The organism is Isoptericola variabilis (assembly GCF_050311655.1).
Lineage (GTDB): Bacteria > Actinomycetota > Actinomycetes > Actinomycetales > Cellulomonadaceae > Isoptericola > Isoptericola variabilis.
In genome coordinates this window covers 449,751-474,740 of sequence record NZ_JBNOZM010000002.1, presented here as the reverse complement: position 1 = coordinate 474,740, position 24,990 = coordinate 449,751, and the positions used below count along the sequence as shown (strand labels likewise).

Here is a 24,990-nt window from a genome sequence, read left to right as displayed (position 1 = left end):
ACGTCGGCAGGCGCTCTGCCGGCGTCGAGGCGAGGGCGCGCGGCAGGTAGGGTCGCGCGCATGGCGACGGTGCTCCCCTTCGACGGTCACACTCCCGACATCGACCCCACGGCGTGGGTCGCCCCCACGGCGACGATCGTGGGGAACGTGCGCATCGGCGCGCGGGCCAGCGTCTTCTACGGCGCGGTGCTGCGCGGCGACATGGACGCGATCGTGCTCGGCGAGGGCTCCAACATCCAGGACAACTGCGTGGTGCACACCGACACCGGCGTGCCCGCGACCATCGGGGCCGGCGTGGGCGTCGGGCACGGCGCGATCATCCACGGCGCCACGGTGGGCGACGGCAGCCTCATCGGGATGGGCGCCACCCTCCTCAACAACGCCGTCGTGGGCGAGGGCGCGTTCGTGGCGGCGGGCGCGCTGGTGCGCGAGGGCCAGGAGATCCCCGCCGGGCACCTCGCCGTCGGCGTCCCGGCGAAGGACCGGGGCGAGCTCGACGCCGAGGGCGCCGAGCGCGTGCGCCGCAACGCGATCGAGTACCAGGAGCTCGCGGAGCGCCACCGCCGCTCGGTCGGCTGAGCCGCCCCGTCGTCCAGCATCCGAGAGGGGCGCCCCCGCCCTTGCGCGCCGGAGGGCGCGGTGGTCGGCTGCGGCCATGACGACACCTCCCACGGGCGCCGAGCCGCGTGCCCTGCCCACCCGCGCCCTCGGCTCGGGCGACCACGCCCTCACCGTGTCCGCGCTCGGCTTCGGCGGCATGTCCGTCGCCGACTCGTACGGCCCGGCCGACGCCGCCGAGGCGGAGGCCGTGCTGCGCCGCACCCTGGAGCTCGGCGTCACGCTGATCGACACCGCCGACGTGTACGGCGCCGGGCGCAACGAGGAGCTCATCGGCCGCGTGCTCGGCCCGCACCGCGACCGGATCGTGCTGGCCTCGAAGTTCGGGCTCGGCACGCACCCCGACGGCCGCCCCGTCGACGGCCGCCCGGAGTACCTGCGCGCCGCGGTCGACCGCTCGCTGACCCGCCTCGGCACCGACCGCCTCGACCTGTACTACCTGCACCGCGTGGACCCGCAGGTGCCCGTCGAGGAGACCGTCGGCGCGCTCGCGGAGCTGGTCGCGGCGGGCAAGGTCCGTGCGATCGGTCTCTCGGAGGCGGGCGCCGCCACCGTGCGCCGCGCGCACGCCGTCCATCCGGTGACCGCCGTGCAGAGCGAGTACTCGCTGTGGACCCGCGACCCCGAGGACGCCGTCCTGCCCGCGCTGCGCGAGCTCGGCATCGGCTTCGTCCCGTTCTCCCCGCTGGGTCGCGGCATCCTCACCGGCACCGTCGACCAGGTGACCGACCTGGCCGCCGACGACGTGCGCCGCAAGCACGCCCGCTACGCCGGGGAGGCGTTCGAGCACAACCGGTCCCTGGTGCGCTCGCTCGAGGACCTCGCCGCCGAGCGTGGCGTCACGGCGGCGCAGCTGGCACTCGCCTGGCTGCTCGCGCAGGGCGACGACATCGTGCCCATCCCCGGCACGAAGCGCCTGCGCTACCTGGAGCAGAACGTCGCGGCGGCGTCGATCGTCCTGGGCGAGGACGACCTGGGCGCGATCGCCGGCGCCATCCCGCGCGGCGCCGTCGAGGGCGTGCGGCACCCGCAGCCCGACCTGCTGGAGGCCTGAGCCACGACGCGCGACGGCCCGGGTCCCCGCGCGGGGCCCGGGCCGTCGTGGTGCCGGTGTCAGGGCGCCGGCGTGCGCACCGCGCCGAAGGCGGTGCGGGCGCGCAGCCGGAACCCGAGGTTCTCGTACAGCCGGATGGCGTTCACGTTGTTCCCCGCCGCGTGCAGCATGGGCCGGGCGCCGCGCTCGCGGACGTGGTGCGCGACGTCGAGGACCAGGCGTGTGGCGAGGCCCTGGCCGCGGTGGTCGGGGTCGGTCGTGACGGCGCTGATCTCGGTCCAGCCCTCCGGCTGCAGCCGCTCGCCCGCCATCGCGACCAGGCGCCCGTCCCGCCGGATGCCGACGTACCGGCCCATGAGATAGGTGCGCGGCAGGAACGGGCCGGGCCGCGAGCGCTCGACGAGCGCGAGCATGTCGGGCACGTCGCCGGCGCCGAGCACCACGGCCTCGTCGTCGGCGCGGGTGCGCAGTCGCTCCGTCTCGACGAGCTGGACCCCCTCGTGCAGCGAGACGCGCTCCCAGCCCGCGGGGAGCACGACGTCGGCCGGCGGGCCGGGGAACTCGGCCCCGCGGCCCGCGACGTCGACGATCGCGTCCCACACGTCCGGGTCGTCCCACGACCGGACCCCGGCGAACGGCGACACGTCGACCGGGTACCGCAGCACCAGCTCGTTGCCCTCGGCCAGGTGCGCGTGCGCCCCGGTGAGCGACGACCAGCGCGGGTTGTCGAGGACGGCCTCGGACGGGTCGGCAGCGTCGGGCTCGGCGACGTGGTCCGCACTGTGCGTGGCGGGGGCGGTGGCGGTCATGGGTCCTCCTGTCGGGCCGCAGCAGCCTAGATGCTCAGGGCACCGGGACGAGGGCGGTTTCGCTCTCGGCGTCGTGCGAGGCGGACGGCCGCCGGGTGAGCGGCTCGCGCAGCCCGAGGTGCTCGCGCAGCGTGACGCCCTCGTACGCGGTGGGGTACGCCCCGCGCTCCTGCAGGGCGGGCACCACCTTGTCCACGACGTCGTCGAGGCCCGAGGGCACGATCCACGGGCTGAGGTTGAAGCCGTCGACGGCGCCGGTGCGCACCCAGCGAGTGAGCTCGTCGGCGACGGCGTCGGGGGTGCCGGTGAAGCCGCGCTCGCCCGCGTTGCGGATCACCAGCTCGCGGATCGACAGGTGCTCCGCCTCGGCGACGGCGCGCCACTGCCGGGCGATCTCGTGGGTGCGGGCGCCGGTGGTCGCGGAGCCGCGCTCGCCGCCGAGCTCGGCGACCACCGGGTCGTGCGCGGGCAGCGGGCCGTCCGGGTCGTACGACGAGAGGTCCTCGCCCCAGATGTTGCCCACGATCGACAGGGCGGTCGCGGGCGTGACCTGCGCCCGCCGCACCCAGCGCGCCTTCTCCTCGGCCTCGGCCGGGGTGTCGCCGACGACGATCGCGGTGCCGGGGAAGATCTTCACGTCGTCCTCGGGTCGCCCGGCGGCGACGACGCGGCCCCGGACGTCGGCCGCGAACTCCAGCGCGTCCGCGAGCACCGCGCCGTGCCGGGAGAAGATCACGTCGGCGTGCGCGGCGGCGAAGTCGCGCCCCTGCGGGGAGTCGCCCGCCTGGAAGATCACGGGGTGGCCCTGCGGGCTGCGGGGCGTGGTCACGTCGAGGACCAGGTCGCGGGGCGTGCGCAGGTCGGCGCCGGGCACGGTCACGCGTGCCACCGTTCCCTCCCCGGTCGCGCCGGCGGCGTCCGGGAACGCGTCCCAGACCCCGCGGGCGACGGCCAGGACGGCGGCCGCCCGCGCGTAGCGGTCGGCGTGGTCGAGGTAGCCGCCGCGGCGGAAGTTCTCGCCGGTCCAGGCGTTGTCCGTCGTGACGACGTTCCACGCCGCCCGCCCGCCGGACAGGACGTCGAGGCTCGCGAGGCGCCGGGCCAGGTCGGCCGGGTCGTGGTAGGTCGTGTTCTGGGTGGCCACGAGGCCGATGCGCTCGGTGATGGCCGCGAGCGCAGCGAGCTGGGTGATCGCGTCGGGGCGTCCCACGACGTCGAGGTCGTGGATCCGGCCGCGGGTCTCGCGCAGGCGCAGGCCCTCGCCGAGGAAGAACGCGTCGAACAGCCCGCGCTCGGCCGTGCGGACCACGCGCTCGAAGGAGGCGAAGTCCGTCTGCGACCCGGACTCCGGGTCGGACCAGATGGTGGTGTGGTTGACGCCCTGGAAGAAGACGCCGAAGTGGACCTGGGCGTGCGGGCGGACGATCGGGTGCTTGATGGTGGAGGTGGTCATCGGGGTTCCTCAGGCGGTCGCGGCGGCCCGCGCGGCGGCGTGCCGTGCCGGGGTGCCGGTGTCGTGGCGGGGGGCTGGGCGAGTGTCGTACCGGTTCGCGGCCCGCGGCAGCCCCAGCGACTCACGGAGCGTGGCGCCCGCGCGAGGCGCCGCGGTGAGCCGCGCCGCCCGGAGCGCGGGCAGCACGTCGCGGGAGAGCACCGGCAGGTCGACGTCGAGCACGGCGGGCAGCAACCGCACGCCCGCGACGTCGCCCGTGGCGGCGAGCTCGGCGAGCAGGCCGGCCAGGCCCGGGGCGTCGCCGGTGTACCGCAGGGCCTCGGATCCCCAGCCCGTGCGGGCCCCGGCAGGGGTCGCGGCGTCGAGCTCGGCGAGCCGGACGCTCGCGGCACGACCGTCGGCGTCGAGGACGACCTCCAGGTCGACCACGGCGCGCGCGGCCCGGTCGGGCTCGCCGGTCCTCTCGGCGGTCGCGGCGCGCGAGGCCGCCCGGACGGCGGCGACGTCGGAGCCGCCGACGAGCGCGACGTCGACCAGCGGCTCGTCGCGCACCGAGGGCGCGACGTCGCCGGCCGCGGCGAGCACCACGAGCTGCCCCTGCGGCGGGCGCGGGGTGATGAGGGGGCCCTTGACGGCGAAGCTCTCGCCGACGAAGTCGACGTGGTGCAGCCGGTCGCGGTCCACGTAGCGGCCGGTGGCGACGTCGCGGATCACGGCGTCGTCCTCCCACGAGTCCCACAGGTCGCGCACCACCTGGACGACGTCGCGGGCCTCGCGGGCGAGGTCGGCGACCGGCTCCCGACCGTAGGCGGAGGCCGTCTCCGGCGTGCGGGTGGACGAGGCGAGCCAGCCGCCGCGGCCCGACGCCGCGATGTCGAGGGAGGCGAGCTGGGTCGCCACGTGGAACGGCTCCGGGTACGTGGTGGGCACCTGGGGCACCAGGCCGATCGCGGTGGTGGTGCGGGACACGAACGCCGCGCGGGTGACGGCGTCGAGCCGCGCGGAGCCGGGCGACCCGATGACGGCGGGCAGCAGGGCGTCGGCGAACGTGGCGAACGTGACGCCGGCGTTCTCGGCGCGGCGCACCGTGCGGGCGAGCCGTGCGGCGGAGACGAGGTCGGTCACGGCGAGGCCGGTGGCCGCGACGGCCGCCGGGTGCGCGCCCGCGCCGTCGACGTCGAGCCCCACGAGGAAGGGGGTGGTCGATTCGGACATGATGCAGAGGCCTCTCAGATCGCAGACTCGTCGCCGAGCCGGTGGTACGTCCGGTCGAGGTAGACGAGCGGCGAGGCGCCGTCCGAGCCGGACTGCAGCGCGCGCAGCGAGATCAGGTAGCTGTCGCCCACCGGGGTGCGCTGGATGACCCGGGCGCGCACCCACGAGACGGCCCCGTCGATGACGGGCTCGCCCGAGGGCAGGGCGGTCCAGCCGCCGTCCGCGAAGCGGTCGATGCCGCTGGTGGCGAACCGGGCGGAGAGGTGGTCCTGGTGGTCGGCGAGGAAGCTGATCGCGAGGGTGCTGGCCGCCGAGACGGCGGGCCACGACGAGGAGGTGGACGCCAGCGAGAACGCCAGGAGCGGCGGCGCGGCCGACACCGAGATCACGGACGTGGCGGTGAACCCGACCGGGCGGCCCTCGTGCGCGAGCGCGACGACGGCCACGCCGGCCGGGTGCTGGCGGAAGACGGTCTTGAACTCGTCGGGGGACAGCTGGGGCTCGTCCTGCTGGGCCAGGAGCGCTTCGATCCCCGAGAGCGCGGACAGGTCGGTGTGCGCGCGGGTGTGCGCGTCGGTGTGCTCCGCGGTCACAGGGCGGCTCCCGTCAGCTCGGGGGTGGACTCGGTCGCGGTGACGCCGGCGGCGCGGCGCAGCGGAGTCGCCCAGCGGGCGAACCAGGGGTCCAGCGCCTCGCCGAGGTCCGGCAGCTGGGCCTCGGTGAGGGCCAGGGTGCGGGTGGGCACGACGGCGCCGAGCTCCACGAGGACGGGCCGCAGGTGGGCCTCGCCGGCGAGCGCGTGCGCCGGCTTGCCGGACACGACGAGCGGCACGACCACGACGCCCGCGAGGCCGTCCGGCCCGTAGAGGTCGAGGAACGCCTTGAGCAGGCCCGTGTAGGAGGCCTTGTAGACGGGGGTCGCGACGACGGCGACCGTGGCGCGAGCCAGCTGGTCCTTCGCCGCGTCGGCGGCCGGGTGGGCGGCCGTGAGGATCTCGCCCGCGAACGCCGCGAGCTCGATCGTCGTCACGTCGCCGGTGCCGAGCAGCTCGGCGGCGCGCCGGCCGGCGGCCTCCGCCGCCGCCAGGGTGCGCGAGGCCTCGCGCGGGTTGCCGGAGACCACCACCACGGAGGGGGTGGCGGGGTGGGTGTTCTCGGTCATGGGTCGTCCCTCGCAGTCCGTCGATCACGCTTGCCGCACGGCGTCTCGGCCCGCGTGCGCGGACCGGCCGGCGGCCAGGTCATCTCCCGGAGCACCCCGCCGTGACATGGGGGTTGCTGCCCAGCCAGCCGGGGCTTGGCGCTGGGGCTCGTGACCTGCGCGGAGGTATAGCAGCGGATCCGGCGAACGCCAGGCCCGTGTCGAGACTTCTCACGATCCGGACACGCCGGAGCCCCCGACCGCGGGGGCGGCCGGGGGCTCCGGTGGTGCTGGGGCGGCGGGGCGGGGGCGTCAGGCCTCGAGGCGCAGCCGCGCGCCCAGCGCGACGGCGGCGACCACCGAGGCTCCCGCGACGAGGACGACGTCCTTGAGCACGTACTGCCCGAGCAGCGTCATGCCGTGCCCGAACAGCTCGTCGCCGAACAGGGCGACGGGGGACAGGATGCCGACCAGCGCGACGGCGAGCACGACCAGCCCGACCCGCAGCAGCCGGCCGGTGACGAGGGTCAGGCCGATGAACGTCTCCATGACGGCGACCAGGATCACGGCCGTCGGCGCGGGCACGAGCCCGAGGGTGAGCGTCTCGACCGTGCGGCCGGCGATCTCCTCCGCCGGGCTGGCGCCGGGGAAGAACTTCAGGACGCCGAAGCCGAGGAACACGAGCCCGAGCGCGACGCGCAGCGCCGGCACGGACCAGCGGGTGAGGAACCGGGCCAGAGCGGTGACGGCGATGTCGACCCGCAGCGCCACCTGCTGGGCGAGCGCGTTCGGGAGGCGGCCGCCGGGGGCGCTCGGGGTGCGGGTCCCGGCAGCGCCGGCGCGGGCCGAGGACTGGGGCGGGGTGAGGTGGGTCGGGGTGGACACGGACATGGTGGTGCTCTCTTCCAGGGGATGGTGCGACCCGGGGGTGGTCGCCCTGGGAGAGAGGCCCGGGCGTGCCGGCGGATGCGGGGGCGCGACGTTTTCGCCCGGTCGTCACCCGGCCGCTCGGGCTCGACCGCGGGCCCGCGACCGCCTACCGTGCCCGGATGGATCACGAGCCGATGCGGCGCGTCGCCGAGTTCCGCGCGGCGTTCGACCTCGAGGTCGACGCCTCCCGCCCGGACCTGCCGGAGCACCGGCGGGCGCTGCTGACCGAGGAGGCCGACGAGGCGGCGGAGGCGCTCGCGGACCTCGCGACGACGCTGGCCGAGGGCGTGGACCCGGCCGCCGCGTACCGGGCGGTGGCGAAGGAGCTCGCCGACGTCCTCTACGTCACCTACGGCGCCGCCGACGCGCTGGGGATCGACCTGCCCGCCGTCTTCCTCGAGGTGCACCGCTCCAACATGAGCAAGGTGGACGCCGACGGCCGCGTGCTGCGTCGCGCCGACGGCAAGGTGCTCAAGGGGCCGGGCTACCGCCCGCCGGACCTCGACGCCCTGGTCGCGCCGCCGTCGACCGGGAGTTGAGCCGGCGCACGCCTTGACACCTGGTCGGGCCGGGTGCCAGAGTGGCGCCAATCCGGAAACGTTTCCAGCGATGCCGCCGAGACGAGTCTGGAAACGTTTCCAATCGCCGTCGACGTTGAAGGTGGAGCGACAGTGACGTCATCACGCGCCACGTTGATCGAGGTGGCCCGGCACGCCGGGGTCTCCCTCGCGTCGACGTCGCGGGCCCTGCACGGCACCGGGGCCAGCCCGGCCATGGTGGAGCGCGTGCGCGCCGCCGCCGACGAGCTCGGGTACAGCCCGGACGTCACCGGCCGGTCCCTGCGGATGAAGAAGACTTTCCAGGTCGCCTTCGCCGTCGCGGACATCGGCAACCCGGTATACGTCGAGATGCTCACGGCGATCCACGAGGTGCTGGCGCCACACGGCTACCGGGTCGTCGTGATGACCACGGGCGACACGGCCGAGAGCACCGCCGACCTCGTGCGCAGCCTGGGGAGCGGCTTCGTCGACGGCCTCGTCATCAGCCCGCTGCGCGCGGATGACGCCCTGGTCGCCGAGATCCGCCGTGCCCCCGTGCCGGTGGTGGTGATCGGGCGGGCCCTCGACGAGGAGTCGGTCGACTCGGTGTCCACGGACTCCGCCGGCGGGATCGGGCAGGCCGTCGACCACCTGGTGGCCTCCGGGCGCCGGCGGATCGGGTTCCTCAACGGCCCCCTGGACACGACGCCGGGCGCGGCCCGGCAGCGCGGGTTCGACGCCGCGACCGGCGCGGACGGCTTCCCGGCCGAGCGTGTCGCGGTCGAGGTCGCCGAGGACTTCACCGTCGCGGCCGGCCTGCGCGCGGCGCGCACGCTGCTCGCGCCCGCGGCCGACGGCACGCGGCTGGACGCCGTCGTCGCCGCCAACGACCTGCTCGCGATCGGCGCCGTGCGCGCCGCCCGTGAGGCCGGCCTCACCGTGCCGGGCGACGTCGCCGTCACCGGCATGGACGACACCGAGCTCGGCCGCGTCTACGAGCCCCGCCTCACGAGCGTCTCGCTCGGGACGGCCGAGCGCGGCGCCGCCGCCGCGCGGGCGGTCCTCGCCCGGCTGGACGACGACGCCGCACCGCCCCGGCACGTCGTCATCGGGCCGCGCCTCCTCGTGCGCGACTCGACCACCGGCGCCGCCCCGACCACCGCACCCGAGGGGAGCGCACGATGACCGCCCCGACCGCCCCCGGGACGTCGGCCGGCGCCCCCGCCACCGCCGCCCGGGCGCCCCAGCAGGTCCGACGCCGCGGCGGGCTCGAGCGCGGCCGCCGCCGCGAGGCGATCGGGCTCGTGATGCCGTCGCTGCTGCCCATCCTGGTGCTCAGCGTCGCGCCGCTCGTGATGGGCATCGCGCTCGCCTTCACCGACGCGCGCCTGGTGCGGCACCCCGACTACCAGTTCGTCGGCATCGACAACTTCGTGCGTCTCGCCGACAACTCGTTCTTCTGGGACTCGTTCCGCATCGGGTTGATCTGGGCCGTCTCGGTGACGGTGCTCCAGCTGGTCCTCGCGCTCGGGCTCGCACAGCTGCTGAACTCCGGGCTCCGGCTGCAGGGCCTCACGCGGGTGCTCGCGCTGATCCCGTGGGCGATGCCCCCCGTCGTCGTGGCGATCATGTGGAAGATGATCTACTCGCCCAACGCGGGGCCGCTCAACGCGTTCCTCGGGGCGATCGGCCTGCCGGACGACATCAACTGGCTCGCCGACTTCTCCACCGCGCTGCCCGCGGTCATCGTCGTCGGCGTCTGGGTGGGCATGCCCCAGACGACCGTGACCCTGCTCGCCGGCCTCCAGCAGATCCCCGGCGAGCTGCACGAGGCCGCGTCCATGGACGGGGCGAACGCGTGGCGCCGATTCACCGCCGTGACCTGGCCGAGCCTGCGCCCCATCGTCGCGTCGATCACGTCACTCAACTTCATCTGGAACTTCAACTCGTTCTCGCTGGTCTACGTCCTCACCGAGGGCGGGCCGGGCGGCCGCACGATGCTCCCGATGCTGTTCACGTACCTCGAGGCGTTCAAGAACCGCAACATCGGGTACGCCGCCGCGATGGGCGTCGTCCTCGTCGTGGTCGTCGTCCTTCTCCTCGCCGTCTACCTGCGGTCGCAGTTCCGCGACGACCGCGCCCCGAAGAAGGGCTGAGCCGATGCGCGTCCTCGTCCGCCCCGCCCAGTACGTGGCCCTGTTCGGCTACATCCTCTTCCTCGGCTTCCCGCTGCTGTGGCTGATCTCGGCGTCGGTCAAGTCGTCGGCGGAGCTCAACTCCCTGACGGTGAGCCTGCTGCCCGGGCAGTGGCAGTGGGAGAACTACGCCCAGGCGCTCGCCCGTCAGGGGCTCGTGCACTCGGCGTGGAACAGCGTCGTCGTGGCGCTGGCCTCCACCGCCCTGGTCATCCTCATCGCCATGCCCGCGGCCTACGTCCTCGCACGGCTCAAGGGTGCGATCCGTGTCGCCGGCGTCGGCTGGATCCTCGTGAGCCAGGTGTTCCCGGTGATCCTCATCATCCTGCCGCTGTTCCTCATCCTGCGGACCATGAACCTCACCGACAGCCTCGTGGGGCTCACCCTGGTGCACACCACCTACACCCTGCCGTTCGCGCTCTGGATGCTGCAGGGGTACGTCGCCGGCATCCCCACCGAGCTCGAGGAGGCCGGCTCCATGGACGGTGCGAGCCGCCTGTCCGTGCTGCGGCGGATCGTCTTCCCGCTGCTGGCGCCCGGCATCGTCGCCACGGCGATGTTCAGCTTCGTCTCGTCGTGGAACGAGTTCTTCTTCGCGCTGGTGCTGCTCCAGTCGCCGGAGAACTACACGCTGCCGATCACGCTCACGTCCTTCATCGGCGGTGAGGGCAAGGTCGCGCTCGGGCCGCTCGCCGCCGGGTCGTTCCTCGCCGCGATCCCCAGCATCGTCTTCTTCTCGATCATGCAGCGGAAGCTCACGGGCGGCCTCATGGCCGGCGCCGTCAAGGGCTGACCCCGCCGCGCACCCGTCCCGCACCGGCCACCCGACCATCCGACCACCCGAAAGGAAGACCCATGAAGACTCGTGGAGTGTCCACCGCCGCATGCCTCACGGTCACCGCCCTGCTCCTCGCCTCCTGCAGCGGCGGGGGCGGCGACGACGGCGGCGACGGCCCCGTGACGCTGAAGTTCCAGTCGCTTTCAGACCAGCCCGCCGCCATCGCCGCCACGGAGAAGATCGTCGGCGAGTGGAACGACGCCCACCCCGACGTGCAGGTCGAGATCGTGCCGACCGGCTGGGACGGCGTCTACGACAAGCTCATCACCCAGTTCAACGGCGGCGCCGCACCCGACATCATCCACTACGAAGCCGCGAGCATCGTGCCCTTCGCTCGCGACGGCTACCTCGCGGACCTGTCGGAGTACATGTCGGACGAGCGCCGGGCCGACATCCCCGAGGGGGTGCTCGAGTCGGTCACCGTCGACGACCAGGTGATCGCCTACCCCACCGAGCTCCAGTCCTACATGGTGTTCGCGAACAAGAAGCTCCTGCAGGACGCGGGCGTCGAGGTCCCGACCGGCGACACGATGACGTGGGACCAGCTGCGCGACATCGCCAAGGCGACCACGAAGGGCAAGACCTACGGCCTCGGCTGGGGGCTCGCGAGCCCGACGGCGGCGTTCATGTCGCTGGCCCCGGGCTTCGGCGGCGAGTACTTCTCGGGCACCGGCCAGGACGCGCAGATCACGATCGGCGACGGCGAGATGGCGCTGCCGGAGCTCGTGGACGAGATGGCCTACGAGGACAAGTCGATCCTGCCGGTCACGCTCACCCAGTCCGGCTCCGAGGCGATCGCGTCGTTCTACGCCGGCCAGACGGCGATGACCGTGCAGGGCTCGTACCAGGCCGCGAACATCGCCAAGGACGCGCCGAAGGATCTCGACTGGGTGGCGCTGCCGCCCCTCGCCGGCCCGGAGGGTGCCGGCCAGGCAGCGAACCCGCAGACCCTGTCGGTGAACGTCGACTCCGAGCACGTGGAGGAGTCGGCGGAGTTCATCGAGTTCTTCACGGAGACGGAGAACCTCGCGGCGCTGAACGAGGCGGACGCGCTGATCCCGGCGACGACCTCCGCGCAGGAGCTCCTGGCCGACCAGCTGGGTGACGAGAACGGGTGGAGCACGATCCTCGCGGGCGGCCAGAACTTCGTCTCCGCGCCCTATCTGTTCGTCGACGCGTACGCGCAGTGGAAGGACACCGTGGCGACCCCGGCCTACCAGCGGTTCCTGGCGAAGGAGACCGACGCAGCTGTGCTGCAGTCGCAGCTGACCGACGGGTGGGACGAGATCACGCAGTGACGTGACGGTCGTGCGGGCGGCGCTGGGCCGCCCGCACGACCACGTGGCCCGCGAGCAGGGCCGACCGCCCGCGCAGCGGGCACCCGGGCCGCGAGACTCGCGCCCCGGCAGGACGACGAGGGAGTGACCGTGACCTGGCTGGACGACCGATCGATGGCCGTGATCACCGGCGCAGCGGTGGGCGACGCGCTCGGCGGTGCCGTCGAGGGCTGGACCCCTGAGCAGATCGAGGAGCGCCACGGCGGCCGGGTGACCGGGATCGTCGGGCCCTGGTACCCGAACTGGCGCGACGCGCGACCCATCGCCCCCTACCACAAGGGCGACGGGCACATCACCGACGACACCCTCATGACGCGGGCCGTGGTCGAGGTCTACGCCAAGCGACGGGACCACCTCGACGCGTACGCCGTCGCCGAGGACCTCGTGCCCCTGATGATCGGGGAGCCGCGGTGGATCCCCGAGCTCGAGTCGACGGCGCTGCTGCTGCAGCGCGTCTTCCTCGCCGAGAAGTGGATGGTCGCGCGGCTGCACTACGGCCACGTGGACCCGCGCGAGGCGGGGGTCGGGAACGTCGTCAACTGCGGCGCCGCGATGTACGTTGCGCCGGTCGGCCTGGCGAACCCCGGCGACCCGCGCGGCGCGTACGCCGAGGCGATCGACCTCACCGGCGCCCACCAGTCGAGCTACGGCCGCGAGGCGGCGGGAGTGTTCGCCGCCATGGTCGCGGCTTCGGTCGCGCCCGGTGCGACGCTCGACGACGTCGTGCACGCCGCGCTCGGCGTGGCCCACGACGGGACGGCGGCCGCCCTGCACGCGGTCGTCGAGGCGTTCGACGGCTGGACGACGGCACCCACCACCGACGACGAGGAGCGCGAGCTCGGGCGCCTGGTGCGCGAGACCGTGGCGCCGTTCGACTCCGTCGGCCCCGCGTACCGGCAGATGTCGATGGACGCGCGCCGGCCGTCGCGGACCAAGTCGATCGAGGAGCTGCCGGCCGCGCTGGGCATGCTGCTCGGCCACCTCGGCGACTACCGCGGGTCCGTGCTCGCGGCCGTGAACTACGGGCGCGACGCCGACTCGATCGCCGTCATGGCGGGCGCGGTGGCCGCGGGCCTCGGCGGCAGCGCGGTCGTGCCCGCCGAGTGGCTCGACGAGATCGAGCGGGCGAGCCGGATGGACGTCCGCGAGACGGGCCGGCTCATGGCCTCCGCTGCCGCCGACATCGTCCGCGCGGACGCCGAGCGCGCGCGCGCCCGACTGGCGGCGATGGCCGCCCTCGCCGCTGCAGACGCGGTTCCCGGCCAGGACGCGGTGGGTGAGCCCGCGTGAGGCTGACCTGGGCGCAGCCCGAGGACCTCCTGGCGCACGAGCTCGTGCAGTCCGCGGCCGAGGGGAAGGAGACCACCGACGTCCGCGAGCGCTGGGCCGCCGCCGGAGGAGATCCGGAGCCCGCCGTGAGTGGGGCCGGGCCGGTCCCGGCGACGCCGGAGCTCCGTGCCCTCGCGCGGTCCCTCCTCGACGAGCTGGACGCGCGTCCGGCGCCCGTCGACCCGGCGGAGCCGGACGGCTGGGACGCGATCGTCGCGCTGCTGCCGCCCGCCCCCACGCTGCCCGGGCCGGGCACCGGCCTCGGCGCCCGGGTGCACGGCGCCTGGACGGGGCGCGCCGCCGGCTGCCTGCTCGGCAAGCCGGTGGAGAAGATCCCGCGGCGGGGGATCGAGGAGATCCTGCGTGCCACGGGCCGCTGGCCGCTGGACCGCTGGTTCACCGCCGTCGGGCTGCCCGACGACGTCGCCGCCCGCTGGCCGTGGAACCGGCGCTCCGCGCCGACCTCCCTCGAGGAGAACATCGACGGGATGCCGGAGGACGACGACCTCAACTACCCGATCCTGGCGCTCGAGCTGCTCGAGTCCCGCGGGCGCGGCTTCACCACGGACGACGTGGCCCAGCTCTGGCTCGACCTCATGCCCGCGGGCCGGTCGTTCACGGCCGAGCGCGCGGCGTACCGGAACATCCTCGACGCGCGCCCGGTGCCGGAGACGGCCACGCACCACAACCCGTTCCGGGAGTGGATCGGCGCGCTCATCCGCACCGACCTGCTCGGCTGGGTCAGCCCCGGCGACGTGAGCACGGCGGCCCGGCTCGCGTGGACCGACGCCCGCCTCAGCCACACCCGCAACGGGGTGTACGGGGCGATGTGGGCGGCCGCGCTCGGCGCGGCCGCGGTGGTGGCCGACGACGTCGAGCAGGTCCTCGACGCGGCCGACGCCGTCGTCCCGCCCGGCAGCCGGCTCGCCGCGGCCGTGCGCCTGGGCCGCGACCTCGGCGCCACGACCGACGGCTCGGAGGCGGCGGTGCGCGCCGACCTCGACCGCCTGCACGACGTCTATGGCGACCTGCACTGGGTGCACGTGCTGCACAACGCCGCGGTGATCGCGTACGCCCTCGCCGCGGGCCGGGGCGAGTTCGGCCCGAGCGTGGCCGTCGCCGTCACGGCGGGCTGGGACACGGACTCCGCGGCCGCCACGGTCGGGGGCGTGGTCGGCGCGCTGTGCGGCGTCGAGGGCATCGGCGCGCGGTGGACGACGCCGCTCGACGGCCGGATCGCGACGTCGCTGCCGGGCGGCGAGCGCCGGATCGCCGACCTCGCCGAGCGCACGACTGCGCTGGCACGTGAGGAAGGCACCGGGGCTGAGGGGAGGTCCGGGCGATGAGCGGGCGCGTGGTGGTGGTCGGGTCGGCCAACGTGGACCTGGTGGTGGACGTGCCGCGCCACCCGAGCGGCGGGGAGACCATCCTGGGCGGCGACCTGCGCCGCAGCCCGGGCGGCAAGGGGGCGAACCAGGCCGCCGGCGCCGCACGGGCCGGGGGCGCCGAGACGTCGTTCGTCGGGGCCGTCGGGCGCGACGACTCCGCGGACCTGCTCCTCGCCTCCTTGCGGCGCGCCGGGGTGCGGACCGATCTCGTCTGGCGCCTCGACGTGCCCACCGGCACCGCCCTGATCACGGTGGACCCGGACGGTGAGAACGCGATCGTCGTCGCGCCGGGGGCGAACTCGCGTCTGGCCGTCGAGTCGCCGCAAGCGGAGCGCATCGCCGCCGCCGACGTCGTCCTCGCCCAGCTGGAGATCCCGCTCGACGTGGTGCGCGCGGCCGCCGCGGCCCGTCGGCCCGGCGCGCCGCTGGTGCTCAACGCCGCGCCGTCGCGCCCGCTCCCGGACGACGTCTGGGACGTCGTCGACGTGCTCGTCGTCAACGAGCACGAGGCAGCCGACCTCGCCGGCCACGCGCCCGCCGAGCACGCCGACGCGGAGACGCTCGCCGCGGCGCTGCTCGAGCGGGTGCCGGCCGTGGTCGTCACGCTCGGCGGCGAGGGCAGCCTCGTCGCGCGCCGCGACACCCCGCCGGTGCGCGTGCCCGCCCACCGGGTGGAGGCCGTCGACACGACCGGCGCCGGCGACACCTACTGCGGCGTCCTCGCCGCGGCCCTCGCCCGCGGGGACGACCTGCCCGCCGCGGCCCGCCTCGCGGCCGCCGCGGGCGCTCTCGCGGTCACCCGGCCGGGGGCGCAGGACGCCGTTCCGGCCGCGTCCGAGGTCGCCGCGCTCGCCGACACCGCCTGACCCTCGCCCGCACCGACCCGCGCGGCCCGTCCGCAGAGAGCAGCCATGACGTACACGTTCGACCCCCTCGTCCCGCGGCCCATCGACCGACCCACCGACGTGCCGCTCAGTGCGGCCGCCGGTGGCCCGCTCACCCCCGAGCAGAGCGTCGCGCTCGACGAGGCCAAGATCTTCGCCGGTCCGACGGACCCGGCCGACCGCCCGGAGTGGCGCGAGCGCCTGACGGCCTGGCGGTCCGACGCCCGGGAGCGGCACGGCTACACGGGCACCGCCTACGACCGGCCCGAGGCGGCGTGGGCCGCGGGCTGCCGCACCGTGGCGCAGGTGTGGCTGTGGGACGAGCTGCTGTACTCCTTCGAGGAGGGCCGGTTCACGCCCGAGCGGTTCCTCGCCGACGCGCGCGAGCGGTTCGCCGGGTTGGACGCCGTCGTGCTGTGGCACGCGTACCCGGTGATCGGGATCGACGACCGCAACCAGTGGGACTACTACCGCGACGTGCCCGGCATCGCCGGCCTGGTGGCGGCGTTCCACGACGCGGGCCTGCACGTCTTCGTCGACTACAACCCGTGGGACACGGGCACCCGCCGGGGCGACGACGACCTCACGGAGCTGGCCGCCCTGGTGCGCGACCTGGGTGCGGACGGCGTCTTCCTGGACACGCTGAAGAAGGCGGAGCCCGAGCTGGTCGCGCGGCTGGAGGAGGCGCGCCCCGGCATCGTGCTGGAGGGCGAGTCGAAGCTGCCCGTCGAGCGCATCGAGGACCACTCGTCGTCGTGGGCGCAGTTCTTCGCCGACTCGCCGGTGCCCGGGGTGCTGCGGGCGCACTGGTACGAGCGCCGCCACATGCAGCACCACGTGCGGCGCTGGCACCGCGACCACACCGAGGAGCTCCAGTCCGCCTGGCTCAACGGCGTGGGCGTCATGGTGTGGGAGGTCGTCTTCGGCGTGTGGGTCGGGTGGTCCGCCCGTGACGCCGCGACCGTGCGCCGCATGGTGACGGTGCAGCGCGCCGCACACGAGCTGCTCACGACCGGCGCGTGGACACCGCTCGCCGAGCTCGCCCCCGAGGCGGAGGCGGCGGGCGTGTACGCGTCGCGGTGGGAGGCCGGCGGCGTCACGCTCTGGACGCTGGTCAACCGCGGCGATGCGGACCACGCCGGGCCGGTGCTCGCCGACGGCGACGAGCGGGTGACCGTCCCCGCGCGCGGGATCGCGGCGATCGTGCGCAGCGTGCCGGGGGCCGCGGAGCCCGGGACCGGCGAGCCGGCGTGGGGCGCCGGGCTGCGCGCCGCCGTCGCCGCCCTGGACACGGACCCGGAGCTGCGCCACGACGCGGACGCCCGCTTCCCGCACCGCCTCGCGCGGCGGCTGCGCCCGGTCGGCCCGGACGCCAACGCCGCTCCCGACGCGGGGCCCGACGCGGACGCCGTCGTCCTCCCCGCCGGCCCGTACGCGCTCACGGTGCGCTACCGCGCCCGCGAGACCGGGATGTACCAGGGCGCGCCGTACGTCGACGAGTGGAAGCCGTTGCCTCCGCGCCTGCACGATGCGCGCACGCTGCAGCGCGACGGCGAGCTCGCCGCACCCGTCGCCGTGGGCGCGACCGAGGTGACGAACGCGCAGTTCGCCGCGTTCCTCGACGCCACCGGATACGCCCCGGCCGAGCCGCACCGCTTCCTCGCGCACTGGGTGAACGGACGGCCGGTGCCGGGCGCCGAGGACCAGCCGGTGACGTTCGTCGACCTCGAGGACGCGCGGGCGTACTGCGCCTGGCGCGGTGGCCGGCTGCCCACCGAGGACGAGTGGCAGCTCGCGGGCCAGGAGCAGGGCTTCCGGCGCGGCACCCCGGCGGTGTGGAACTGGACCGAGAGCGAGCACAGCGACGGCCGCACCCGGTACGTCATGCTCAAGGGAGGCAGCGACTACCGCGCCGAGGGCTCGGACTGGTACGTCGAGGGCGGCCGGCACGCGCCCGACTACGCGGTGAAGCTGCTGCTGCCCGGCCTGGGGCTCGCCCGCGGGGCGACCGTCGGGTTCCGGTGCGCCTGGGACGTGCCCGGCGCGCTCCCGGTCGTGGACACGACGGAGGTGACCCGATGACCGTCTCCCGCGACCCGTCCGCCGGCGCGCTCGCCGGCCTGCGGGTGGTCGACGCGTCGACCCTGTTCGCCGGGCCGATGGCGGCCATGCACCTCGGCGACATGGGTGCCGACGTCGTCAAGGTGGAGCACCCGGCCAGGCCCGACCCGTCGCGCACGCACGGCGCGGCGAAGGACGGCGTCAACCTCTGGTGGAAGACGCTCGGGCGCAACAAGCGGACGATCACCGCGAACCTCGGCAGCCCCGGCGGCCGGGAGGTCTTCCTCGCCCTCGCCGAGCGGTCCGACGTCGTCATCGAGAACTTCCGTCCGGGCACGCTCGAGCGCTGGGGCCTCGGCTACGACGAGCTGGCAGAGCGCAACCCCGGGCTCGTGCTGGCACGGGTCAGCGGGTTCGGCCAGGTCGGCCCGTACCGCACTCGCCCCGGCTTCGGCACGCTCGCCGAGGCGATGAGCGGGTTCGCCGCGATGACCGGGGAGCCCGACGGCCCGCCCACGCTGCCGCCGTTCGGGCTCGCGGACGGCGTCGCCTCCCTGGCGACGGCGTTCGCCGTCATGGTCGCGCTGTCCACGCGAGAGCGCACGGGCCGCGGCCAGGTGGTCGACACCGCCATCGTGGAGCCGATCCTCGCGATGCTCGGGCCGCAGATCACCCGCTGGGACCAGCTGCGCACGGTGCAGCCCCGCACCGGCAACCGCTCGGCGAACAACGCGCCCCGCAACACGTACCGCACCCGGGACGGGCAGTGGGTCGCGGTCTCGACCTCCGCGCAGTCGATCGCGGAGCGGGTGGTGCGCCTGGTGGGGCGGCCCGACCTGATCGACGAGCCGTGGTTCGCCCGCGGGGCGGACCGGGCACGGCACGCCGACGAGCTCGACGACGCCGTCGGCGGCTGGATCGCCGAGCGCACCCGGGACGAGGTCGTGGCAGCGTTCGAGGAGGCGCAGGCCGCGGTGGCGCCGATCTACGACGCGCAGGACATCGTGGATGACCCCCAGTTCCGCGCGCTCGGCACGATCCACGAGATCGACGACCCGGAGCTGGGTCCGCTGCTCATGCAGGGGCCGGTGTTCCGGCTGTCGGGGAATGACGGCGTCATCCGGCACACGGGCCGCGCGCACGGCGCGGACACCGACGCGGTGCTCGACGAGCTCGGGTTCGACGCGGACCGCGTCGCCGCCCTGCGGGCGGAGGGTGCGGTATGACGGCGCCCGGCCCGCGCGACGTGCCCGCCGTGCCGCCGCTGACCCTCCTGTACGTGCCGGCCGACCGGCCCGACCGCGTGGCGAAGGCGCTCGCGTCGGGTGCCGACGCCGTGCTCGTCGACCTCGAGGACGCCGTCGCGCCCTCGGCGAAGGACGAGGCCCGCGGGCACCTGGCCGAGCTGCTCGGCGGGCTCGGACCCGGGCCGGTCGGGCCGTCGGTGCAGGTGCGGGTCAACCACGCGGGGACACCCTGGTACGCGGACGACGTCGCCGCCCTGGCGGACCTGCCGAGGGTCGTCGGGGTGCGCGTGCCCAAGGTCGAGGCGGTCGCGGAGGTGCGCGCGCTCGCGGCCTCGCTCCCGGATCGCGGGCTGCACCTGCTGCTGGAGTCGGCGCTGGGCATCGAGCGTGCGTTCGACCTCGCGACGGCGTCTTCGCAGGTGGAGTCGGTCGGCCTCGGCGAGGCCGACCTGCGGTCCGACCTGCGGGTGGACGACGAGGCCGGGCTGACCTGGGCCCGCGCCCGGGTCGTCGTGGCCGCGCGCGCCGCCGGTCTGCCCGCTCCCGCGATGTCGGCGTGGACGCACGTGCGCGACCTGGACGGTCTCGCCGCGTCGTGCCGTGCCGGTCGCGCCCTCGGGTTCTGCGGCCGCACGGCCATCCACCCCGCGCAGCTCTCGACCATCCGCGACGCGTTCGCCCCCGGACCCGGCGAGGTCGACCGGGCGCGGGAGGTCGTGCGCGCGGTGGCCGAGGCGGCGGACGCGGGGTCCGGCACCGTGGTGCTGCCCGACGGGACGTTCCTCGACGTCGCGATGGTCGAGCGCGCACGCTGGACGCTGGGGCTCGCGGAGCGGGCGGCCCGCCGGAGGGCGTGACGCGCCGCTGCGCCCCCGGCGGCGCAGACTCGGGGCATGGGCGCGCGCCGCTTCCGCTGGGTGCTGCACGTCGACCTCGACCAGTTCCTGGCCGCGGTCGAGATCCTGCGCCACCCGGAGCTCGCCGGCCTGCCGGTGATCGTCGGGGGGCGGGGCGACCCGGCCGAGCGGACCGTCGTCTCGACGGCGTCGTACGAAGCGCGCGCGTACGGCGTCCGGTCGGGGATGCCGCTGCGGGTCGCGGTCCGCAGGGTCCCGGACGCCGTGGTCCTCCCCGTGGACCACCCGGCGTACGAGGCGGTCTCCGCGCGCGTGATGGAGGCGCTGCGCGGGATGGGCACGGTCGTGGAGGTCCTCGGCTGGGACGAGGCGTTCCTGGGGTACGACGGCGAGGACCCGGAGGCGTTCGCGCGCGCCGCGCAGCGCGCGGTGCTCGACGCGACCGCCCTGCGCTGCTCGGTCGGCATCGGCGACACCAAGGTCCGCGCGAAGATCGCGACGGGGTTCGGCAAGCCGGCGGGCGTCTACCGCCTCACGGCCCAGAACTGGTTCGAGGTGATGGGGGAGCGCCCCACCGTCGACCTGTGGGGCGTGGGCCCCAGGATCTCGAAGCGGCTGGCGGCCCTCGGCATCGACACGGTCGCGCAGCTCGCCGCCGCGGACGGCGCCGTCCTCACCGCCGAGCTCGGGCCGCGGATGGGTGCCTGGTACGGCGAGCTGGGCCGCGGGGAGGGCTCCGCCGTCGTCGACGACACCCCGTGGGTGGCCCGCGGGCACAGCCGGGAGACCACCTATCAGCACAACCTCACGACGGCCGAGCAGGTCGCGGCGGCGCTGCGCGAGCTCGCCGCGCAGGCGCACGCCGACACCGAGGCCGAGGGGCGTGCGGTCGTCCGGGTGGGGCTGAAGGTGCGCTACGCGCCCTTCGTCACCAGGACGTTCTCGCGGAAGCTGCCGGCACCGACACGCTCCCTGGAGGCGGTGACCGCCGCGGTGCTCGACCTCGCGGCCGGGCTGGAGCCCGGCCGCGAGGTGCGGCTGCTCGGCGTCCGTGCCGAGATGGTGATGCCCGACGACGGCACGGACGCCGAGACCACGCCGGTGCGCGGGCGGATCTGAGCCACGGGGGCACGAGGGCTCAGCGCCAGAACCGCTCCGGCACCAGGCCGAGCCGGCGCAGCTCGCCCGCCACGAGGTCGGCGTAGACACCGGCGCCGTACCACGACGTGTGGGTGCGGTCGCCGTTCTCCCGGACCAGGTAGATCGGCTGGGCGTCCACCGGCCCGAGCCCCTCGACCAGCTCCTCGCTCAGCGCGGTGAGGTCGATCAGGTCGACGTCGAGGTCGGCGGCCACGTCGCGGACGTGCTGCGGGAGGCTGCCGGCCGCGGTCTCGATCATGCCGACGGAGCTCAGCTGGTCGCCGTCGAACCGGAGCCGGACGATCGGGGTGACCAGCACGGGCGTGGCGCCCGTGGCCCGCACCCGGGCGACGATCTCGGTGAGGTTGGCGCGGTACTGCTCGGCCGTCGTGGTCTTGTCGTTGTGCGCGAGCTGCACGAGCGCGAGGTCGCCGGGGCGCAGCTGCGGCACGAGGGCGTCGAACATCTCCGGCTTGGCCAGCACCGAGACCGTGCTCTCGCCGGAGCCGGAGTGGTTGACCACGCTGACCCCGAGCCCGAAGTGGGCGGGCAGGCGTTGGCCCCAGCCCGTGTACGGCGCCCCGCCCTGGTCGGTGACGGTGGAGTCGCCGAGCAGGGCGAGGCGCGGGGTGCGAGGGTCGGCGGCCCGGATCCCGATCCCGGCGACGCGCGGGTCGTCGCCGGTGAACGTCAGCGTGAGGCCGGGGGTGCCCTCGCCGGCGGGCTGGTTCTGCTGGCTCTCCGGGTCGCGCACGTTGACCGTGAACGTGCGCCGGGCCAGCTCGCCGTGGGCCGTGTCGACGGCGGGGACCATGAGGCGCCGGGCCTCTGCCCGCACCTCGGTGCTGGCCGGGCTGCGGCGGTCCCCGAGCATGACGGTGACGTCGTAGTGGCCGGGCGGCAGGTCGGGGAAGGTGCACAGAACCGGGTCGGTGCCGGTGCACCGCTCGAGCAGCGCCGCGTCGGGTCGGGGGCCGTCGAGGCCCGGCCTCCCGCCGGCGGCGTGCGCGGGCGGGCCCGCCACCGCGGTCGCGGCGGCGGCCACGCCGAGCACGGCCGTCACGACACGGCCTGGGCGGCGACGCGCCGCGCTCACGACAGCTTCTCCCCGACGAGGGCCAGGCACTGGATCGCGGCGAGGCCGTACTGCGCGGACGCGTTGGACGAGAAGTCGGCCTCGTCGACCGCCCGCAGCACCGCGGGCGGCTCCACGCGGTGCGTGCCCCAGTCCATGTCGTCCGGGTAGCCCGCGTGCCCGGTCGCCAGCTCTTTCCAGGCGCGCGCGGCGAGCGCGTCGTCGTCCAGCCGGACGGCGGCGTACGCGGTGGCGCGCGCATACGACTGCTTGAGGTTGAGGCTGCCCCAGTCCGATCCCGTCGCCTCCTTCTGCTCGGCCTTGGTGCCGTTGTAGAGGCGGCAGAACTCCACCCAGCGGGCCTCGACCTCCGGCTCGTCGACGAGGTCGAGCAGCTCCGTCATGACCTCGATCAGGCCGAACACGGAGCTGAGGCTGCCGACCTCCACCGCCTTCTCGGGACCGGAGCTGAACGTGGCCGTCTCCAGGTCGTAGGTGGAGCCGGCCTGCACCCACGCGTTAGGCAGCGCCGCGATCGACCGGGCGCTCGCCAGCAGGCGCTCCTTCGCCCTCGGGTCGCCGCCGCGCTCCCACTCGGTGAGCCAGGCGCCGGCGATGGCGCCCCAGTCGGTGGTCTTGCTCAGCGGGAGCGCCGTCGGGTCCGGGTCGTACTCGCCCGTGGAGCCGTCCACCTTGCGGCCCGCGTTGAGGACCAGGTAGGTCCGATCGGAGTCGACCAGCTCGCGCAGCAGGTCGCCCGAGCGCTCGTCGCCCGTGAGGAAGTAGGCGAAGCGGCGGTAGTTGGCGTTGCTGATCCGCACCTGCTTGGCGCTGTCGCCCCAGTGCTGCACGCCGTGCCGGGTGCCCAGCCCCTTCCACTCGCCCAGGTGGTACTGGTCCACCTCGCCGGTGTGCCGGCTCATCGCCTCGGCGAACCGGAACGCGGCGGCGTCGCCGGTGCGCAGGTAGTGGTACCAGAGCCACAGGTCCGTCGACAGCTCCGAGTTGTCCCACGCGTAGCCGCCGACGTCGTAGCGCCACTGGTGCCGGTCGCCGTCGTAGGAGTGCATGACGTCGCCGTAGTCCCAGAAGCCGTACCAGGAGCGTTGGTCCACCTGCTCCTGGTGGTAGCGGTGGATCGCGTCGAGGCGGTCCTCGATCGTCGACCGTGCCGCCGTGGACCGGTCGACCGGGGACCACGACCCGAACACCCCGGCCGAGTGATTGTGGGCCGGGCTGCTCGCCGGCAGCGGTGGGGTGGCGGTCGCGTCGGCGAGCTCGGCGAACCGCGCGGCGGTGGGCGTCGCGGACAGGGCCCAGAAGACCAGCTCGGTGGTGCGCGCGACGCCGTACGGGGTGCCGAACCCCGGCTCGTAGTCCTCGTAGGTGATCTCGAGCGCGTCGAGCTGCTCGGGGTAGGTGTCCTGCCCCATGCCGTCGTGATAGAAGCGCAGGTCCATCGCCTCCGCCCGCGGCGACCACATCCACACCGTGGCGTCCGCCTCGTCCGTCGCGGCGCCGGTGATCTCCAGCTCTGTCGGGTGCAGCTGCCAGAAGTCACGCATGCCGAAGGCGAGCCCGCCCGAGGGCGTCCCGACGTACCCGAGGCCGGGCGCGCGGGTACCGGCGTCCGACCGGACCCACGAGTGGCCGGCGCCGGTGCGCTTGCGGATCTCGAAGCCGTGCGCGGTGAGCTGCGAGAGGCTGTGGTCGCCCCAGGCCGGGATCCACTTCAGGCGGGTCGTGACGCGCTGGTCCCAGGTGGCGGGGTCGGGCAGGGCTCGGCCCTCGACCTGGGCGGTGCGCACCGCCTCGCCCGGGTCGCGACGCATCCCGGTGACGCCGCGCACGGCCTCGGCGAGAACGCCCCCGTCGGGCCCGGCGAAGCGGACGTGCCGGTCGTAGAGCTCGCCGCGCATGGGGACCGTGAACCGCACCCCGAGGCCGGTGACGAAGTCCTTCTCCTCGTCGCCGTCGAAGAAGAACGTGTGCACCAGCCGGATCCCGTCCGAGCCGGCGAACAGCGCGAACCGCAGCACGAACGGCAGCCACTCCCGGCGTCCTTTGCGGTGCCTCCCCTCGACCTTGACCACCGCGCGCACCGGGCCCGACTGCTCGACGGTGACCTTCTCGACCGTCCCTGCGAACTCCTCGAACCCGAGCTTCGCGCCGCGGTCGGTGTCCGGGGCGTCCTGCCGCTGCACGACGAGCCGTCCGTCCGTCGCGATCACCGTGCCGTCGCGGCGGATCGCCCGGACGACCTTGTCGCCCTGGCGGCCGAACTCGACCTGCACCACGCCGGTGTCCACGACGACCCTGCCCGGGTTCTCCTGCACCGTGATCGCGTGCGCGCCCGTCGCGGGGGTGCCCGGCGCGAGGCGGTAGGACTCCGCCCGCGGCGCGGACTCGCTCACGGCGTGCGCGGTCCACTTCAGCGACCCGTCGGGCCACCAGGCGGTGGGCCACGTCTGCACCGGGACGGCCTCGCCCGCCGCGGTGGACAGGGCGAAGGTCTGGTCGCCAGCCAGCGCGCCCCGCGGCCAGGGGACGCCCCAGGTGGCGCCGCCGGCGAGCGCGGCGGGGGAGCCGCCCTCCAGCCAGCGCACGTCGACCGGGTCGTGCCCGGTGAGGGCGAGCGGGGCGGCGGCCGTGGCCGGCGCGGCGCTCGCGGTGCGCGCGCTGAGCGCGGCGACCGCGCCGGCGGCGAGGGCGGAGGTGAGGACGGTACGGCGGCTGACGTCGACCACGGTGGGTCACTCCTTCGTGACGGTGGGTGCGTTGTCCGTCGGCGGACGTGCCCATCGTGCGAGGAGAACGAGCAACCGATCGTGAAACGTGCAAAACCGGACCCGAGGGCGGGCTGGTGACGACGTCCCGGCC

The 24,990-nt window shown here is 75.1% G+C and carries 22 protein-coding genes and 1 riboswitch; of the genes, 14 read left to right on the top strand and 8 right to left on the bottom strand.

Annotation, left to right across the window (positions count from 1 at the left end):
- Positions 1-60: 60 nt before the first annotated feature.
- Both ACQP60_RS06625 and ACQP60_RS06620 read left to right on the top strand, forming a co-directional pair.
- Complete coding sequence (locus ACQP60_RS06625) at positions 61-579, top strand: gamma carbonic anhydrase family protein (RefSeq protein WP_429729628.1); 519 nt, start codon at positions 61-63, stop codon at positions 577-579.
- A gap of 76 nt (positions 580-655) precedes the next feature.
- Positions 656-1,672, top strand: coding sequence for an aldo/keto reductase (locus ACQP60_RS06620; protein ID WP_429729625.1), 1,017 nt, complete (start codon positions 656-658; stop codon positions 1,670-1,672).
- Between the two features lie 59 nt (positions 1,673-1,731).
- On the opposite strand, the gene ACQP60_RS06615 is transcribed toward ACQP60_RS06620, so the two are convergent.
- From ACQP60_RS06615 to ACQP60_RS06590, 6 genes are all read right to left on the bottom strand, one after another.
- Positions 1,732-2,481, bottom strand: a complete 750-nt coding sequence (locus tag ACQP60_RS06615; RefSeq protein WP_429729622.1) for a GNAT family N-acetyltransferase — start codon at positions 2,479-2,481, stop codon at positions 1,732-1,734.
- Positions 2,482-2,515: 34 nt separating this feature from the next.
- Positions 2,516-3,934: an LLM class flavin-dependent oxidoreductase gene (locus tag ACQP60_RS06610; protein WP_429729619.1), complete on the bottom strand. Its 1,419-nt coding sequence runs from the start codon at positions 3,932-3,934 to the stop codon at positions 2,516-2,518.
- A gap of 9 nt (positions 3,935-3,943) precedes the next feature.
- Positions 3,944-5,149 (bottom strand): LLM class oxidoreductase, encoded by a 1,206-nt coding sequence (locus tag ACQP60_RS06605; RefSeq protein ID WP_429729616.1) that lies wholly within the window; start codon positions 5,147-5,149, stop codon positions 3,944-3,946.
- 14 nt (positions 5,150-5,163) lie between these two features.
- On the bottom strand, positions 5,164-5,697 hold the full coding sequence (locus tag ACQP60_RS06600; RefSeq protein ID WP_429729983.1) for a flavin reductase family protein: 534 nt from the start codon (positions 5,695-5,697) through the stop codon (positions 5,164-5,166).
- A gap of 41 nt (positions 5,698-5,738) precedes the next feature.
- Positions 5,739-6,311, bottom strand: coding sequence for an NAD(P)H-dependent oxidoreductase (locus ACQP60_RS06595; RefSeq protein ID WP_429729613.1), 573 nt, complete (start codon positions 6,309-6,311; stop codon positions 5,739-5,741).
- A 21-nt stretch (positions 6,312-6,332) separates the two neighbouring features.
- A riboswitch (SAM riboswitch) is annotated at positions 6,333-6,467 on the bottom strand.
- Between the two features lie 135 nt (positions 6,468-6,602).
- The gene (locus ACQP60_RS06590; RefSeq protein ID WP_429729610.1) at positions 6,603-7,175 is read right to left on the bottom strand and encodes a DoxX family protein; all 573 of its coding nucleotides are present in this window, start codon (positions 7,173-7,175) and stop codon (positions 6,603-6,605) included.
- A 164-nt stretch (positions 7,176-7,339) separates the two neighbouring features.
- Between ACQP60_RS06590 and ACQP60_RS06585 the strand changes: the two genes are divergently transcribed.
- From ACQP60_RS06585 to ACQP60_RS06530, 12 genes are all read left to right on the top strand, one after another.
- Entirely contained in the window at positions 7,340-7,759 is a 420-nt protein-coding gene (locus ACQP60_RS06585; protein WP_429729607.1) for a pyrophosphohydrolase domain-containing protein, read from the top strand.
- Positions 7,760-7,891: 132 nt separating this feature from the next.
- A complete protein-coding gene (locus tag ACQP60_RS06580; RefSeq protein WP_429729604.1) occupies positions 7,892-8,944 on the top strand; it encodes a LacI family DNA-binding transcriptional regulator in 1,053 nt (350 codons plus the stop codon).
- Positions 8,941-9,915: a carbohydrate ABC transporter permease gene (locus ACQP60_RS06575; RefSeq protein ID WP_429729601.1), complete on the top strand. Its 975-nt coding sequence runs from the start codon at positions 8,941-8,943 to the stop codon at positions 9,913-9,915. Before ACQP60_RS06580 ends, ACQP60_RS06575 begins: the two co-directional genes overlap by 4 nt.
- A 4-nt stretch (positions 9,916-9,919) precedes the next feature.
- The gene (locus ACQP60_RS06570; protein ID WP_429729598.1) at positions 9,920-10,747 is read left to right on the top strand and encodes a carbohydrate ABC transporter permease; all 828 of its coding nucleotides are present in this window, start codon (positions 9,920-9,922) and stop codon (positions 10,745-10,747) included.
- 62 nt (positions 10,748-10,809) lie between these two features.
- Positions 10,810-12,090 carry an ABC transporter substrate-binding protein gene (locus ACQP60_RS06565; RefSeq protein WP_429729595.1) on the top strand — a complete coding sequence of 427 codons (1,281 nt, stop codon included), beginning with the start codon at positions 10,810-10,812 and terminating at the stop codon, positions 12,088-12,090.
- A gap of 129 nt (positions 12,091-12,219) precedes the next feature.
- Positions 12,220-13,419 (top strand): ADP-ribosylglycohydrolase family protein, encoded by a 1,200-nt coding sequence (locus ACQP60_RS06560; RefSeq protein WP_429729592.1) that lies wholly within the window; start codon positions 12,220-12,222, stop codon positions 13,417-13,419.
- A complete protein-coding gene (locus tag ACQP60_RS06555; protein ID WP_429729589.1) occupies positions 13,416-14,804 on the top strand; it encodes an ADP-ribosylglycohydrolase family protein in 1,389 nt (462 codons plus the stop codon). Before ACQP60_RS06560 ends, ACQP60_RS06555 begins: the two co-directional genes overlap by 4 nt.
- Positions 14,801-15,712, top strand: a complete 912-nt coding sequence (locus tag ACQP60_RS06550) for a ribokinase (RefSeq protein ID WP_429729586.1) — start codon at positions 14,801-14,803, stop codon at positions 15,710-15,712. Before ACQP60_RS06555 ends, ACQP60_RS06550 begins: the two co-directional genes overlap by 4 nt.
- A 45-nt stretch (positions 15,713-15,757) precedes the next feature.
- Positions 15,758-17,812 (top strand): formylglycine-generating enzyme family protein, encoded by a 2,055-nt coding sequence (locus ACQP60_RS06545; RefSeq protein ID WP_429729583.1) that lies wholly within the window; start codon positions 15,758-15,760, stop codon positions 17,810-17,812.
- Positions 17,809-19,017 carry a CaiB/BaiF CoA transferase family protein gene (locus tag ACQP60_RS06540; protein WP_429729580.1) on the top strand — a complete coding sequence of 403 codons (1,209 nt, stop codon included), beginning with the start codon at positions 17,809-17,811 and terminating at the stop codon, positions 19,015-19,017. Before ACQP60_RS06545 ends, ACQP60_RS06540 begins: the two co-directional genes overlap by 4 nt.
- On the top strand, positions 19,014-19,895 hold the full coding sequence (locus ACQP60_RS06535; protein WP_429729577.1) for an HpcH/HpaI aldolase/citrate lyase family protein: 882 nt from the start codon (positions 19,014-19,016) through the stop codon (positions 19,893-19,895). The genes ACQP60_RS06540 and ACQP60_RS06535 overlap by 4 nt, the downstream gene beginning before the upstream one ends.
- A gap of 36 nt (positions 19,896-19,931) precedes the next feature.
- Positions 19,932-21,014: a DNA polymerase IV gene (locus tag ACQP60_RS06530; protein ID WP_429729574.1), complete on the top strand. Its 1,083-nt coding sequence runs from the start codon at positions 19,932-19,934 to the stop codon at positions 21,012-21,014.
- Between the two features lie 19 nt (positions 21,015-21,033).
- Here ACQP60_RS06530 and ACQP60_RS06525 read toward each other — a convergent pair whose 3' ends face one another.
- Positions 21,034-22,098: a rhamnogalacturonan acetylesterase gene (locus tag ACQP60_RS06525; protein WP_429729571.1), complete on the bottom strand. Its 1,065-nt coding sequence runs from the start codon at positions 22,096-22,098 to the stop codon at positions 21,034-21,036.
- A gap of 29 nt (positions 22,099-22,127) precedes the next feature.
- Positions 22,128-24,857, bottom strand: coding sequence for an exo-rhamnogalacturonan lyase family protein (locus tag ACQP60_RS06520; protein ID WP_429729568.1), 2,730 nt, complete (start codon positions 24,855-24,857; stop codon positions 22,128-22,130).
- Positions 24,858-24,990: the final 133 nt, after the last annotated feature.